General features: G+C 69.7%; 11 protein-coding genes and 1 pseudogene. 7 read left to right on the top strand and 5 right to left on the bottom strand.

The features are described 5' to 3' along the window. The 4 genes and pseudogenes from ASD56_RS05115 (at position 1) to ASD56_RS05100 (ending at position 3,921) form a co-directional block, all read left to right on the top strand. Positions 1-1,284: a SufS family cysteine desulfurase gene (locus ASD56_RS05115; RefSeq protein ID WP_055961999.1), complete on the top strand. Its 1,284-nt coding sequence runs from the start codon at positions 1-3 to the stop codon at positions 1,282-1,284. Continuing rightward, positions 1,281-1,724, top strand: coding sequence for a Fe-S cluster assembly sulfur transfer protein SufU (gene sufU / locus ASD56_RS05110; protein ID WP_055961996.1), 444 nt, complete (start codon positions 1,281-1,283; stop codon positions 1,722-1,724). The genes ASD56_RS05115 and sufU overlap by 4 nt, the downstream gene beginning before the upstream one ends. Before the next feature lie 113 nt (positions 1,725-1,837). Next, positions 1,838-3,247: pseudogene (locus tag ASD56_RS05105) on the top strand (sensor histidine kinase); the annotation flags it as partial. After that, positions 3,244-3,921, top strand: coding sequence for a response regulator (locus tag ASD56_RS05100; protein ID WP_055961993.1), 678 nt, complete (start codon positions 3,244-3,246; stop codon positions 3,919-3,921). The pseudogene ASD56_RS05105 and the gene ASD56_RS05100, both read left to right, overlap by 4 nt. A 54-nt stretch (positions 3,922-3,975) precedes the next feature. Here ASD56_RS05100 and ASD56_RS05095 read toward each other — a convergent pair whose 3' ends face one another. Both ASD56_RS05095 and ASD56_RS05090 read right to left on the bottom strand, forming a co-directional pair. Next, positions 3,976-6,231: an esterase-like activity of phytase family protein gene (locus tag ASD56_RS05095; protein WP_055961989.1), complete on the bottom strand. Its 2,256-nt coding sequence runs from the start codon at positions 6,229-6,231 to the stop codon at positions 3,976-3,978. A 106-nt stretch (positions 6,232-6,337) separates the two neighbouring features. Continuing rightward, positions 6,338-7,240, bottom strand: coding sequence for a TerC family protein (locus ASD56_RS05090; protein WP_055961988.1), 903 nt, complete (start codon positions 7,238-7,240; stop codon positions 6,338-6,340). A 179-nt stretch (positions 7,241-7,419) separates the two neighbouring features. On the opposite strand from ASD56_RS05090, the gene ASD56_RS05085 reads away from it, so the two are divergent. Continuing rightward, the gene (locus tag ASD56_RS05085) at positions 7,420-8,559 is read left to right on the top strand and encodes a fatty acid desaturase family protein (protein ID WP_442922395.1); all 1,140 of its coding nucleotides are present in this window, start codon (positions 7,420-7,422) and stop codon (positions 8,557-8,559) included. A 68-nt stretch (positions 8,560-8,627) separates the two neighbouring features. Here the strand turns inward: ASD56_RS05085 and ASD56_RS05080 are convergent, their stop codons facing one another. From ASD56_RS05080 to ASD56_RS05070, 3 genes are all read right to left on the bottom strand, one after another. Beyond that, positions 8,628-9,608 (bottom strand): SRPBCC family protein, encoded by a 981-nt coding sequence (locus tag ASD56_RS05080; RefSeq protein ID WP_055961985.1) that lies wholly within the window; start codon positions 9,606-9,608, stop codon positions 8,628-8,630. A 1-nt stretch (position 9,609) separates the two neighbouring features. Beyond that, the gene (locus ASD56_RS05075) at positions 9,610-9,996 is read right to left on the bottom strand and encodes an ArsR/SmtB family transcription factor (protein WP_055961982.1); all 387 of its coding nucleotides are present in this window, start codon (positions 9,994-9,996) and stop codon (positions 9,610-9,612) included. Between the two features lie 128 nt (positions 9,997-10,124). Beyond that, complete coding sequence (locus tag ASD56_RS05070; RefSeq protein WP_055961979.1) at positions 10,125-10,787, bottom strand: GntR family transcriptional regulator; 663 nt, start codon at positions 10,785-10,787, stop codon at positions 10,125-10,127. Positions 10,788-10,935: 148 nt separating this feature from the next. Here ASD56_RS05070 and ASD56_RS05065 point away from each other — a divergent pair, with 148 nt between their 5' ends. Next, the gene (locus ASD56_RS05065) at positions 10,936-11,658 is read left to right on the top strand and encodes an alpha/beta fold hydrolase (RefSeq protein ID WP_082541254.1); all 723 of its coding nucleotides are present in this window, start codon (positions 10,936-10,938) and stop codon (positions 11,656-11,658) included. A gap of 115 nt (positions 11,659-11,773) precedes the next feature. Next, the gene (purL, locus tag ASD56_RS05060) at positions 11,774-14,176 is read left to right on the top strand and encodes a phosphoribosylformylglycinamidine synthase subunit PurL (protein WP_442922384.1); all 2,403 of its coding nucleotides are present in this window, start codon (positions 11,774-11,776) and stop codon (positions 14,174-14,176) included. The last annotated feature ends 2 nt before the right edge of the window (positions 14,177-14,178 follow it).

Raw genomic sequence — 14,178 nt, 5'->3', positions numbered from 1 at the left:
GTGACTTCCCCCGCGCCCGTGCTCGACCTCGCGGCCATCCGCGCCGACTTCCCGCTCCTCGGCGAGCGCGTGAACGAGGCTCCCCTCGTCTACCTCGACTCCGCCGCGACGAGCCAGAAGCCGCAGGCGGTGATCGACGCCGAGGTCTCGTTCCTCACCCGGTCCAACGCCGCGGTGCACCGCGGCGCGCACACGCTCGCCGCCGAGGCGACCGAGCTGTTCGAAGACGCCCGCGCGACCGTGGCCTCGTTCGTCGGGGCACGACCTGAGCAGTTGGTCTGGACCAGCGGCGCCACCGCCGGGCTCAACCTCGTCGCCTATGCGATCGGCAATGCCACGCTCGGCCGGGGCGCCCCGGCGAGCGAGCGCTTCGCCCTGCGCGCCGGTGACGAGCTCGTGGTGACCGAGAGCGAGCACCACGCGAACCTCATCCCCTGGCAAGAGCTGGCCGCCCGCACCGGAGCCGTGCTGCGCCACATCCCCGTCCGCGATGACGGCACGATCGACCTGGATGCCGCGGCATCCGTCATCTCCGACCGCACCCGCGTCGTCGCGTTCCCGCACGTCTCGAACGTGCTGGGCATCGTGAACCCGGTCGCCGAGCTCGTCGCCCTCGCCCAGGCGGCCGGCGCCCTCACCGTGCTGGACGCGTGCCAGTCCGCGCCGCACCTGCCGCTGGACCTTCCCGCGCTCGGCGTCGACCTCGCGGTGTTCTCGGGCCACAAGATGCTCGGGCCCTACGCGATCGGCGGGCTCTACGGCCGCGCCGATGTGCTCGAGGCACTGCCGCCCTTTCTCACCGGAGGGTCGATGATCACCACGGTGACCCTCGACGAGGCGAAGTACCTGCCGCCGCCGCAGCGGTTCGAAGCCGGCACGCAGCCGGTGTCGCAGGCCATCGGCCTCGCCGCCGCCGTGCGCTACCTCGACGGCGTCGGCATGGACGCCGTCCACGCCCACGAGCGCGCGCTCGAGGCGCGTATGGGCGAAGGGCTGCGCGGCATCCCCGGCATCCGCCTGCTCGGCGATGCCCCGGGAGTCGAGCGCGTGGGCCTCTGGGCCTTCGACGTCGACGGCGTGCACGCGCACGACGTCGGCCAGTTCCTCGACTCGCGCGGCATCGCGGTCCGCGTCGGGCACCACTGCGCCGCACCGCTGCACCGGCGCTTCGGCCTGACTGCCTCGGTGCGGGCATCCGCCGCGCTGTACAACACGGCCGACGAGGTCGACACGTTCCTCGACGCCGTGGCGGGCGTCCGCGCGTTCTTCGGAGCGGGCGCATGAGCGGCCTCGAATCGCTCTACCAGGAGCTCATCCTCGATCACTCCAAGCGCAAGGTGGGCTTCGGGCTCGCAGGCGTAGAGGGCCGCTCGGCGACCTCGCACCAGCACAATCCGCTCTGCGGCGACGAGATCACGCTCCGGCTCCGGCTGGCGGAGGACGGCGACGTGATCCGCGACGTGACGTGGGAGGGCAACGGCTGCTCGATCTCGCAGGCCTCCGCCTCGATGCTCGCGGAACTGGTCGACGGGATGCCGAAGGCCGAGGCATCCGCTCTCATCGACGGCTTCCGTGAGGCGCTCCGCTCGCGCGGGAGCATCCTGCTCGACGAGGACGTGTACCTCGATGCCGCCGCGCTGTCGGGCGTCTCGAAGTACGTCGCGCGGGTCAAGTGCGCGATGCTCGCGTGGGTCGCGCTCGAGGACGACCTCAACCGCGCCTGAGTCTTTTCGGACCGACGCGCCGCATGGATGTCGTGAGGACCGGCAGCACGGCCGAGCGACGGGTGTTGGATCGAGACGTGAACGAGATCGACACGCTGGACCGCCTGCCGGTGCTGCCCCGCACCTGGACGGGATCGCTCAGTGCGGACCGCATCGTGCTCGGCTTCGTCGTGGCTCTCGTGGTCGGCCCCCTGCTGACGTGGCTGCTCTACTCCGCGCGCACCCCGGAGTCGATCACCTCGGACGTGCTGGCCTACCAGCTGCTCGTCGTCGTGGTGGCGCTCATCGGCGGCATCTGGCCGGCCCTGTTCGCCGCCGTGCTGTCGGGGCTGACGCTGGACTTCCTCTTCGTGGCGCCCCAGTTCACGGTCGCGGTCTCGGACCCGCTGCACCTGTGGGCCCTGATCCTGTACATCGTGATCGCCATCCTCGTCAGCTACGTCGTCGACCAGGCCGCACGTCGCACCCGCATCGCGCAGCGGGCGACGGCCGAGGCCGAGCTGCTGGCGACCGTCGCCGGCAGCGTGTTGCGCGGCGAGAGCGCCGTGCCCGCGCTGATCACCCGGGCACGGGAGGCCTTCGACCTGTCGGGCGTGCGCCTGATCGGGCCGGAAGGAGAGGTCATCGCCACCGACGGCGAACCCGTCCGCGACGGTCGCTTCGCCTCGGTCGCCGTGACCCGGGGCGGCGGGGCGGCGAGCGCCGTCCTCGAACTGCACGGCGGAACAGTGGATGCCGCGGACCGGCGCCTGCTGGACGTCATCGTCGCCCAGCTCGGGGCCGCCCTGGAACGCGCCGAACTGGCCGAGACCGCCCGCGCGGCCGAAGCGCTCGCGGTCGCGGACCAGGTGCGCAGCGCCCTGCTCTCCGCCGTCAGCCACGACGTCCGCCGCCCGCTCGCCGCCGCCATCGCCGCGGTGGGAGGCCTGCGCGCGGAAGGGTCCGACCTGTCATCGGAGGACCGCCACGAGCTGCTCGAGACGGCCGACGAGAGTCTGGCCGCCCTGTCGAGGCTCGTCACCGATCTGCTCGATGTCGGCCGCGTGCAGGCCGGGGTCCTGGCCGTCTCGCTCCAGCCGGTCGACGCCGCGGACGTCGTGCTGGCCGCGCTGGAGGAGCTCGACCTCGGCCCGGACTCCGTCGGGCTCGCGCTGGATGCGGCGCTGCCCACGGTCGCCGCCGACCCGGTCCTCCTCGAGCGGGTGCTGGTCAACGTGCTCGCCAACGCCGAGCGCCACAGCCCCGACGGCGCCGTGGTCGAGGTGACGACACGCTCCCGGAGCGGCAGGGTCGAACTGCGGATCGCCGACCACGGCCCGGGCATCGCCCCCGAGCGCCACGAGGAGATGTTCGCGCCGTTCCAGCGTCTCGGCGACACCGACAACACGACCGGCCTCGGACTGGGGCTCGCCCTCTCCAAGGGGTTCACCGAGGGCATGGGCGGTACGCTCACCCCCGAGGAGACCCCCGGAGGAGGACTCACGATGGTGATCGCGCTTCCGGTCGCACAGGCGGCCCCGTGAAGATCCTCGTCGCCGACGATGACCCGCAGCTCGTCCGGGCGCTCCGCATCACCCTCTCCGCTCACGGCTACGAGGTCGTCGCCGCTCCCGACGGCGCCGCGGCGGTCACCCTCGCGGCGGCCGAGCGTCCCGACATCGTCATGCTGGACCTCGGGATGCCGCGCCTCGACGGCGTCGGCGTGATCCACGCCCTCCGCGGCTGGACAACGGCACCGATCATCGTCGTCTCCGGACGCACCGGCTCCGCCGACAAGGTGGAGGCGCTGGATGCCGGGGCCGACGACTTCGTGACGAAGCCGTTCCAGATCGACGAGCTGCTCGCCCGTCTGCGCGCGCTGTCGCGCCGGGTCTCGGCATCCCCCGGCGAACCGGTGGTCTCGTTCGGCGATGTGCAGGTGGACCTCGCGGCGAAGGCCGTCACGCGCGCGGGCGCTCTCGTGCATCTCACGCCGACCGAGTGGCAGATCCTCGAGTTCCTCGCACGCAACCCGGGGACCCTGGTGACGCGTCAGGCGCTGCTGAAGGACATCTGGGGCACCGAGCAGATCACCGACACGGGCTACCTCCGCCTGTACCTGTCGCAGCTGCGCAAGAAGCTCGAGGCCGACCCCGCCCGCCCCGTGCACCTGCTCACCGAGGCGGGCATGGGCTACCGGCTGGTCCTCGACGCCTGAAACGGGAAGGCGGGCGGATGCCGAAGCATCCGCCCGCTGTTTCGCGACGTCCGCTCAGCCGACCGTCGCGGTCGCCACGCCCGGCTGGTCGCTGAAGAGGCCGTCCATGCCGGCGTCGAGGAACACCCGGATCTCACCCGGAAGGTCACCGGCTGCGTTCGGGTCCGAGCTCGAGCGGAACTCGACCGGCAGGAACTGGTTCTCGAGCCGGAAGGTCCAGCCGTGGACCGTGAGGCCGGCGGCGTGCGCATCGGCGATCACCGGCGTCGGCGTGCCCAGGGTGCCTGCGGCGGTGCGCGGGATCATGACCGACTTCTCGAGCCCGACGCCATCGGCGTACGTCGCGATCTCGGCGAGGCCGGCGGGCGTGACGAGGTCCTTGTACGTGCGGGGGTCGCCGGCGGCGGTGAAGTCGTACGGGCGCCCCGAGCCGCTCACGAGCTGGGCGATCGTGACGTCCGTCATCGTGTTCAGCTCCTTGAGGTTCGCGACCTCGAAGCTCTGCAGGATGACCGGGGCATCGGCGCGGTCCACGCCGTTCGCCTGCAGCGCCGCCACCAGCGGCTCCTCGAGCGAGAGGCCGATCGAGTCGAAGTAGGTGGGGTGCTTCGTCTCGGGGTACACGCCGACCTGACGGCCGTCGCAGCTGACCGAGTGGCGGGCGAGATCGATGACCTCGTCGAGGGTCGGCACCAGGTAGAGCCCGTCGAACGCGGTGTTGGCCGGACGAGTCTGCGGCAGTCGCTCCTTGGCGCGCAGGGTGCGCAGCTCGGCGAGGGTGAAGTCCTCCGTGAACCACCCCGTGACGCGGGCGCCGTCGATGGTCTTCGTGGTGCGGCGGTCGGCGAACTCAGGCCGGGCCGAGACATCCGTCGTGCCGCCGATCTCGTTCTCGTGCCGCGCGACGAGCACGCCGTCCTTGGTCGAGACGACGTCGGGCTCGATGTAGTCGGCGCACTGCACGATCGCCGTCTCGTAGGCGGCGAGGGTGTGCTCGGGGCGGAAGCCGCTCGCGCCGCGGTGGCCGACGACCGTGATCGCCGACGGCTCGATGCGCTCGCGCTGCAGGTCGATGATGTCGAACTCGGTGTCGTCGGGTGTGCCGGGGACGCGCGCGTCATTGCCGGGGTAGTTGTTGTCGTTGCCGATGAGCAGCCGGCCGTCCTTCAGCTGCACCACCGTCTCGAACGACTGGACGGGGAGCGAGAACACCGCGCCCGTGCCGTAGCCGTCGCCCGCGCCGATGCCGTCGGGGTTCTGGATGCGCAGCGCGTCGACGACGAGCGTCTTCTCGAGGTACCCCTGGGCGTCGACAGTCTTGAGGTTCACCTCGTAGATGCGCTTGGTGACGGCCTGGTCGCCCTCGAAGTCGTCACGCTCGACGATCAGTAGCCGGTCGTTCTTCGTCGTGAAGGCATCGCCGATGACGTTCGGCTCCTGGTCGGTCTGGTAGCTCCAGGTGCGTCCGGTGTAGACGCCGCGGCGCGTGTCGAACTCGAGCACCTCTCGACGACGGAGGTCGGAGTCGTCGGCGTAGGACCCCTCGACGATCGGGTACAGGTAGTGCCCGTTCACGGATCCGGCGAGTGCCTCGAACCCGCGGCTGGCCCGCACGCGGGGCGTCTCGCCCGGCTGCAGGTACGGGTTCTGCGGCGACTTGGCGCCGGGCAGTGAGTACGGCTTCTCGAGCAGCGTGCCGTCGGCGGCGAAGTGGAGCAGGAACGGCCCGAACTCCTCGCCCACCCAGAAGCTGCCGTCCTTCGCGCGGACGACCGACTCGATGTCGAAGTCGGCGCCGGTGAGCAGGCGGTCCGCGGACGCCTCGTTCGCGATGGGGAAGTCCAGCACGCCGTTGCGGTCGTTGTAGGAGATGAAGGTCTCGACGGCGATCGTGCCGTCCCCTCCCGCAGCCGTCTGCCAGGCCGGCCGCACGAGATAGCTGCGCAGCAGGAAGTCCGCGGAGTTGCCCTTGCTGCCGAAGCCGTTGTCGGGCTGCGCCCAGAACGTTCCGTCACCGTTGTCGATCGCGGCCGAGAAGCCGGGGATCACCTGACCTGCCCAGGGACCGGTGCGCCCGTTCGCCGAGCTCGCCAGCGCGCCCGACGGCGGCCCGGCCTCGAGGTGATCGGCGGAGAGGGTGGCGCGGGCGACCAGGGTCGGCGCGACGGTCTTGACGGTGCCCGAGTTGCCCGGCGTGGAGTCGGGCGCGGCGAGCGCGGGCGCGGGGATCAGCACAGCGGCCACCGTGGCGGCGGCGACCGAGAGGGCGAGTGCCCGCGGCATGGCGCGGGATCTGAGGAATCGGCTCATGCCGCGAGCCAATCGACCCCGGCCTGCCCGGCCGTGTCAGGCGGGCGAAGACTTTCGGTCCGGCGGGTGAACGGATGCCGCGGCATCCGTCCCCTGCGGCCTCGGGTCAGCCGAGACCGGCGCGCTCGTCTTCGCCGGGTGCGACGTCGCCGGCGACCGGCTTGCTCGACAGGCCGACCGAGCCGCCGCTCGCCCCGCCGGACAGCGCGGCCGCGACGGCGACCGACTCGTCGATGTCGGGGTACGTCGGGCGCAGCTGCACGGCGTGCTGACGACGGTGCTCGCGCTTGGCCTTGCGGGTCGCGGCCCAGAGGTTCAGGCCCTCGACCAGGACCGCGAACGCCATCGGCATGTAGATGAGCGCCTTCTCGACGTGGACGCCGAAGCCCTCGGCCACGAGGAACACGCCGATGAGCAGCAGGAACGACAGCGCCAGCATCTTCACCGTGGGGTGCTTGTTCACGAACGTGAAGATGAAGCGCGAAGCGAAGAGCATGATGCCGAACGACAGCACGACGACCGTGATGATCACGATCATGCTCTCGGTCATGCCGACGGCGGTGATCACCGAGTCCAGCGAGAACACGATGTCCAGCAGCAGGATCTGCGCGATCACCGAGCCGAAGGTGACCTGAGCGACCTTCTTGCCCGAGCCGTGCTCCTCCTCGGCGCCTTCCAGCTTGTGGTGGATCTCCGTCACGGCCTTGTAGACGAGGAAGAGGCCACCCGCGATGAGGATGAGGTCCTTCCACGAGAAGCCCATCTCGCCGATGAAGAAGACATCGGCCTTGAGCGTGATGATCCAGCCGGCGAAGAACACCAGGATGACGCGGATCACCATCGCGAGCGTGAGGCCCAGGTTGCGGGCCCGGGCCTGCTGCTCCTTCGGGAGCTTCGAGGCGAGGATCGAGATGAAGATCACGTTGTCGACGCCGAGCACGATCTCGAGCACGAAGAGCGTCAGGAAGACGGCGATGAGATCCGGGGTCAGGTCCAGGGAGAAGTCCACCCGCCCATCGTAGGCGGCACGCCGCCCGGAAACTCGCGGCTGGAACGTTCCTGTACGGGATCTCGCAACCCGCTGTCAATCCCCGCCACGCATACCCGCTGGTTCATATGGACGCGCGTAGTGTGAGCCACAGCGATCGGCACAACCGCCTTTGGCTCCGCGTCGGCAAGGTAGCCGGCATCCGAACCGAAGAAGGTGCGATCATCGCCACCATCACAGCAGTCGCACCGGGCGCCCGTCTCGGCGAAGTCCGCCAGACCTACGCCCGGGCGGAGAGCTTCCCTCCGGTCGCCCGTGCGTACACCGAGGTGTCACAGGTCGTCCGCGAGACCGGGCTCCTCAAGCGGGCCCAGTGGTTCTACGCGCTCGTGGGCACCGCGCTCGTGCTCGCCTTCGGCGGCGCGATCACCGGCTTCATCCTGCTCGGCGACTCCTGGTTCCAGCTGCTGATCGCCGCCGCGCTCGGCATCATCTTCACCCAGGTGTCGTTCCTGGCGCACGAGGCGGCGCACCGCCAGATCCTCGCGTCGGGCCCTGCCAACGACCGCCTCGGCCGCTTCCTCGCCGCCGGCGTCGTGGGCATCAGCCTCTCCTGGTGGAACAACAAGCACAACCGGCACCACGCCAACCCGAACCGCGTGGGCAAGGACCCCGACATCGAGATCGACACGATCTCGTTCATCGAGGAGGATGCCGCGAAGGCCAAGGGCCTGCACGCGCTCATCACACGCAAGCAGGGCTGGTTCTTCTTCCCCCTGCTCACCCTCGAGGGCGCCAACCTGCACTTCCTGGGCATGAAGCACCTGCTCTCGCGCGGCGAGGTCAAGGGCCGCTGGATCGAGCTGTCGCTCATCGTCGCGCGGTTCACCCTGTACCTCACGCCGATCTTCCTGTTCCTGCCGATCGGCATGGCCTTCGCGTTCCTCGGCGTGCAGCTCGCGGTCTTCGGCCTGTACATGGGCGCCTCGTTCGCACCGAACCACAAGGGCATGCCGATCATCGCGGCCGACGCCAAGATCGACTTCTTCTCCAAGCAGGTCCGCACCTCGCGCAACATCCGCGGCGGCTGGTGGGCGACCACCCTCATGGGCGGCCTGAACTACCAGGTCGAGCACCACCTCTTCCCGAGCATGGCGCGCCCGTACCTCTCCAAGGCCCGCGAGATCGTCATCGAGCAGTGCCGGACACGCGACGTGCCGTACACCGAGACGAGCCTCATCCAGTCCTACGCCATCGTGATCGACTACCTCAACCGCGTCGGTCTCGCCGCGCGCGACCCGTTCGACTGCCCGATGGTGAACCGCTTCCGCAACGCCTGAGCGCACGCACGGGAGAAGGCGAGCGGATGCTGCGGCATCCGCTCGCCTTCTCTCTGTCGTGGCCCGGCTCAGGCTGAGACGAGCTCCCGTTCGAGGCGCGCGTAGCTGGCCTCCATGCCGTCGGTCATCCCGGTGGCGAGCACCATGTCGCGGGTCTCCTTGTCGGGGTACTCGATGAGCAGCGTGATCAGCGTCGCACCGTCCTCCTCGTCGAGGTTGAGGTCGTTGAGCGTCGACGGGAAGTCCGTGCCCGTCATGTGCTCCGTCGTCACCGCGCGACGGGGCGCCTCCGACAGCAGCGTCTCGCCGTCGAACCCGAAGCGCTCGCCCTCGGCGCCGTCGACCGGAGCCCACTCGTAGCGGTAGCGGCCGCCGACCGACGGGTCGACCTCGCACACGTCGAGCCGCCAGCCGTCCGGGCCGAGCATCCACTGCTTCAGCAGCTCGGGCTCCTGGTGAGCGCGCCAGACGAGGTCGATCGGGCCGTCGATCAAGCGCGTGATGCGCACGTGCGTGTCGTCGAGCAGCTCGGTCTGCGTGCCCTTGCCGGCGGCGTAGTCCCGCAGCCCCTGCAGCACGCGGTCGACCTGGTTGAACGCCATCTCGGTGCCCTCGACCATGCCCATGTCGATGGACTGCTGGAGCGCCTCGGCGGAGGTGAAGCGCGTGATGCTCTCGAGGCGTGACCCTGTCGCGGTGGGCTCGAAGGTGATCGTCATGCGGGAAGTCGGCATCTCCTCGCGGACGGCGCCGTTCTCGTCCGCGAACGAGTCCAGCACCGAAAGCGAGCGCGGCCCGTCGATCTCGAGGAACTCCCACGTCGCGTAGAACTTCTCGCCCTGGGGGCTGGTCATGTGGTACTTCGCGTGACCGCCGACCACGGGGTCGAATGCCGTGAAGGTCGCCGGGTATCCGGGCGGGCCCCAGAAGCGCTCGAGCTGGCGCGGATCGGTGAACGCCTCCCACAGGCGCTCCTGCGGAGCATCGAACTCCGCCGTGAGCGTCATGGTCAGGGCTTCGGGATCGGTCGTGACTGCGGTGACGGGCATCTCATGCTCCTTCGGTGTCGGTGTTCTCGGTGTCGTGCGGTGCGGTCGAGGCCGCGGGTTCGGCGAGGATCGCGTCGAGGCGATCGATGCGCGAGCGCCACAGCTCCTCGTAGCGGGCGAGCAGTGCCCGGGCGCGGGCGATCATGGCCGGATCCGCGCGGACCAGCCGCTCGCGGCCTTCGGCGCGCTTGATGATGAGACCGGCGGCCTCCAGGACGGCAACGTGCTTCTGCACTGCGGCGAATGACATGTCGTAGTCGCTCGCGAGGGCCGACACCGAGTGCTCGCCCTCGATCGTGCGGCGCAGGATGTCGCGGCGGGTCGCCGTCGACAGGGCGTGGAATACGCGGTCGATTTCTTCATCGCTCAACTCAATTCGTACAACCATTTGGTTGTACGATAGACGGCGTCGCGGTATCCGTCAACCCCGCGGGTGGGAACCGCGCTCTCGTCGGGCCGGCGGGTGATCGCTGCGGGGAGCCGGTCAGGAGTCTCGGGCGGACAGCCCTCGTCCGCTCAGCGCGCCTCGTGTGCCGCCTCGTCGTCGACGGACAAGGTGTGCCAGGTCTTGAAGGTGAGATCCGCGGCGCCGTCGACATCCCCACGGGCGAGTAGCGCGACGAGGTGCTCATGACGTTCGAGCGAGGACTGGCCGTCGGCCGCAAACCGCGCTCGCTCCGCACGACGTACGACAGGCCCGAACTGGTCGAGCACCGCCACGATCGCATCGTTGCCCAGAACCGCCACCGGCACGCGATGGAAGTCCTCGTCGGCGTCCATCGCCGCGGCGATATCACCGGCGCTCAGCGCTTCGGCGAAGCGGCGGTTCGCATCCCTCATGCGCTCGAGATCGCCATCGGCGGCGTTTCCCGCCATTCCCCGGACGGCCAGCACGTGCATCGCAGCCACAACGTCTCGAGCATCTCGGATCGCTTTGGGATCGAGGGCGCTCACCGTCGTGGATCGGCCCGGTCTGGCGATCACGAGCCCGCTCGCCGCCAGCCGCAGCAGCGCTTCACGCACCGGCGTCCTGCTCACACCGAGCCATTCCGCGAGATCCGCGTCCTTCAGCTGCTCGCCAGGGAGGAACGTGCCGTCGACGATCGCGTCGCGCAACCGTCGGAAGACATCGTCACGGAGAAGCGTGCGGTCGACACCTGGGGCGCGTGGAATCGGCATGCAATATATTGCGCACCTTCCGGTTACTGAATGCAAGCCGACATGCCCATTGCTCGTTGATCGTGCATGCAATATATTGCGTATCGCTTGCGGTACACCTTTCACCCAACCCGGCCGGCTCATGGAGCCGAACTCGAAAGGAAGAGTCATGACAACCATCGAAGAGATCAAGAACGTCGTCCTCGTGCACGGGGCTTTTGCTGACGGATCCGGCTGGCGCCGGGTCTACGACCTCCTCACCGCCCGCGGCTACCACGTCTCGATCGTGCAGAATCCGCTTACCTCGTTCGCCGACGACGTGGCCGCGACCAATCGTGTCCTCGATGCACAAGACGGCCGGGCCATCCTCGTCGGCCACTCGTGGGGCGGCACGGTCATCACGGAGGCGGGCGTGCACCCGAAGGTCGCCGGCCTGGTCTACGTGTCTGCCCTCATCCCGGATGCCGGTGAGACCAGCGGGCAGCAGTACGAGGGCTTCGCCGCCACACCGGAGTTCGTCATCGACGTGGCCGACGACGGCTTCGGCCGCCTCAACAGGGACGCCTTCCACGCCGGATTCGCCGCCGATGTGAGCGAGGCCGACGCGATGTTCATGGCCGACAGCCAAGTGCCGGTGAACATGGCCGTCTTCGGCGAGGCCGTCACGGTGGCCGCGTGGCGCGACAAGCCGAGCTGGGCGGTCATCGCGACAGAGGACAAGGCATTCGACCAGGCGATGCTGCAGCACATGGCCGACCGCATCGGCGCCGACATCACGACCGTTCCCGGCAGTCACGCCCTGTTCATCACGCAGGCCGAGACCGTCGCCGACGTGATCGCCACTGCCACGAACGCTGCGCCCAAGGTGGCGGAAGAAGCCGGCGCCCGCTGACGCCTCGCAGCCCGCCCGGGTCAGCTCGCCCGCGACGACGAGCTGGCCCCGGTCCCACTCCGGAGATGAATTCTCACCGGGCAGCGTCAGACGCAGCCGCACCCGTCACCCCGCGATGTCAACACCTCCGTCGCCGGTAGGATTGACCCCGTCCGGCATCCCTCATTCTCTGGAGTTCAGCCGCGTGACCACCCCCTCTCAGACTGCCCAGGCCGATACGGTCGACAACGCCGCCGCCACGCCCGAGAAGGAGCAGCCGTACGCGGCCCTCGGTCTCAAGGCCGACGAGTACGCGAAGATCCGCGAGATCCTCGGCCGCCGCCCCACCTCGGGCGAGCTGGCGATGTACTCGGTCATGTGGAGCGAGCACTGCTCCTACAAGTCCTCGAAGATCTATCTCCGCAAATTCGGCGAGAAGGTCTCCGACGAGATGAAGACCCGCCTGATGGTGGGCATGGGCCAGAACGCCGGCGTCGTCGACATCGGCGAGGGCTGGGCGGTCACCTTCAAGGTCGAATCGCACAACCACCCCAGCTACATCGAGCCGTTCCAGGGCGCCGCGACCGGCGTGGGCGGCATCGTCCGCGACATCATCTCGATGGGCGCACGCCCGGTCGCGATCATGGACCAGCTGCGCTTCGGCGACATCGACCACCCCGACACCGCGCGCGTGGTCCACGGCGTCGTCAGCGGCATCTCGTTCTACGGCAACTGCCTCGGCCTGCCCAACATCGGCGGCGAGACGGTCTTCGACTCGGTCTACCAGGGCAACCCGCTCGTCAACGCCCTCGCGGTCGGCGTCCTGCGCCACGAGGACCTCAAGCTGGCCAACGCCACGGGAGCCGGCAACAAGGTCGTGCTGTTCGGCGCCCGCACCGGCGGCGACGGCATCGGCGGGGCGTCCATCCTCGCGTCCGACACGTTCGCCGACGGCGGCCCGACCAAGCGGCCCGCGGTGCAGGTCGGCGACCCGTTCGCCGAGAAGGTGCTCATCGAGTGCTGCCTCGAGCTCTACAAGGACGAGCTCGTCGAGGCGATCCAGGACCTCGGCGCCGCCGGCATCTCGTGCGCGACCAGCGAACTCGCCGCCAACGGCGGCTCGGGCATGCGCGTCGACCTCGAGAACGTCCTGCTGCGCGACCCCACGCTCACGCCCGAGGAGATCCTCATGAGCGAGAGCCAGGAGCGCATGATGGCGATCGTCGCGCCCGAGAAGCTCGACGCGTTCCTCGCGGTCGTGCGCAAGTGGGATGTCGAGACCAGCGTGCTCGGCGAGGTGACCGGCGACGGACGCCTGCAGATCTTCTGGCACGGCGAGGAGATCGTCAACGTCGACCCGTCCACGGTCGCCGTCGACGGCCCAGTGTACGAGCGTCCCGTCGCCTACCCGACGTGGATCGACGCGCTGCGCGAGGGCTCGGCCTCGGCCCTGCCGCGCGACGTGGACCCGGCGGTGCTCCGCGAGCAGTTCACCCGGCTGGTCGCGAGCCCGAACCTCGCCGACCCGTCGTGGGTGACCAACCAGTACGACTACTACGTCATGGGCAACACCGCGCTGTCGTTCCCCGACGACGCCGGCATGATCCGCGTCGACGAGCACTCCGGGCTCGGCTTCGCGATCGCGACCGACTGCAACAGCCGCTTCTGCCAGCTCGACCCCTACGAGGGCGCCAAGCTCGCCCTGGCCGAGGCGTACCGCAACGTCGCCGTCACCGGCGCGGTCCCCACCGCGGTGACCGACTGCCTGAACTTCGGCTCGCCCGAGAACCCCGAGGTCATGTGGCAGTTCTCCCAGGCCGTGGACGGCCTGTCGGACGGATGCCTGGAACTCGGCGTCCCCGTCACCGGCGGCAACGTCTCGTTCTACAACCAGACCGGCGACCAGCCGATCTTCCCGACCCCGGTCGTGGGCGTCCTCGGCATCATCGACGACGTCGCCCGCCGCATCCCGTCGGGATGGCAGGACGCCGGCGAGAACATCTACCTGCTCGGCGTGACCTCCACCGAGCTCTCCGGCTCACAGTGGGCCGGCACGATCCACGGGCACCTCGGCGGACGCCCGCCGGCGGTGGACCTCGGCCAGGAGCGCAAGCTCGCCGAGCTGCTGCACGCGGGCAGCCAGCAGTCCCTCATCTCGTCGGCGCACGACCTCTCGTCGGGCGGCCTGGCGCAGTCCCTCGCGGAGGCGTCCATGCGCTTCGGCGTCGGCGCGCGGGTGTGGCTCGACGAGATCATCGACCGCGATGGAGTGGATGCCGCCACCGCCCTGTTCTCGGAGTCCACGGGTCGCGTGATCGTGTCGGTGCCGCGCGAGGACGATGTGAAGTTCCGCGGACTCTGCGAGGGTCGCGGCTACCCGGTGCTGCGCATCGGCGTGACCGACGCCTCGGGCGACGGCGAGGGCCCTGCGCTCGAGATCCAGGGGCTCTTCACGCTGCCGCTGGCCGAGCTGAGCGCACTGTCCACCGCCACCCTGCCCGCCGCCTTCGGTGCCACGGTCGCCGAGCCGGTCGCCTGAAC

This window comes from Microbacterium sp. Root166, assembly GCF_001427145.1.
Taxonomy (GTDB): domain Bacteria; phylum Actinomycetota; class Actinomycetes; order Actinomycetales; family Microbacteriaceae; genus Microbacterium.
Note: the sequence above shows the minus strand (reverse complement) of the source record. Positions and strands in the feature narration are given on the sequence as shown.

What these genes read in the sequence shown, in the direction of transcription:
- ASD56_RS05095 (WP_055961989.1), bottom strand. Translation starts at nt 6,231, where the DNA reads ATGAGCCGATTCCTCAGATCCCGCGCCATGCCGCGGGCACTCGCCCTC.
- ASD56_RS05080 (WP_055961985.1), bottom strand. Translation starts at nt 9,608, where the DNA reads ATGCCCGTCACCGCAGTCACGACCGATCCCGAAGCCCTGACCATGACG.
- ASD56_RS05070 (WP_055961979.1), bottom strand. Translation starts at nt 10,787, where the DNA reads ATGCCGATTCCACGCGCCCCAGGTGTCGACCGCACGCTTCTCCGTGAC.
- ASD56_RS05075 (WP_055961982.1), bottom strand. Translation starts at nt 9,996, where the DNA reads ATGGTTGTACGAATTGAGTTGAGCGATGAAGAAATCGACCGCGTATTC.
- sufU (WP_055961996.1), top strand. Translation starts at nt 1,281, where the DNA reads ATGAGCGGCCTCGAATCGCTCTACCAGGAGCTCATCCTCGATCACTCC.
- purL (WP_442922384.1), top strand. Translation starts at nt 11,774, where the DNA reads ATGTCAACACCTCCGTCGCCGGTAGGATTGACCCCGTCCGGCATCCCT.
- ASD56_RS05065 (WP_082541254.1), top strand. Translation starts at nt 10,936, where the DNA reads ATGACAACCATCGAAGAGATCAAGAACGTCGTCCTCGTGCACGGGGCT.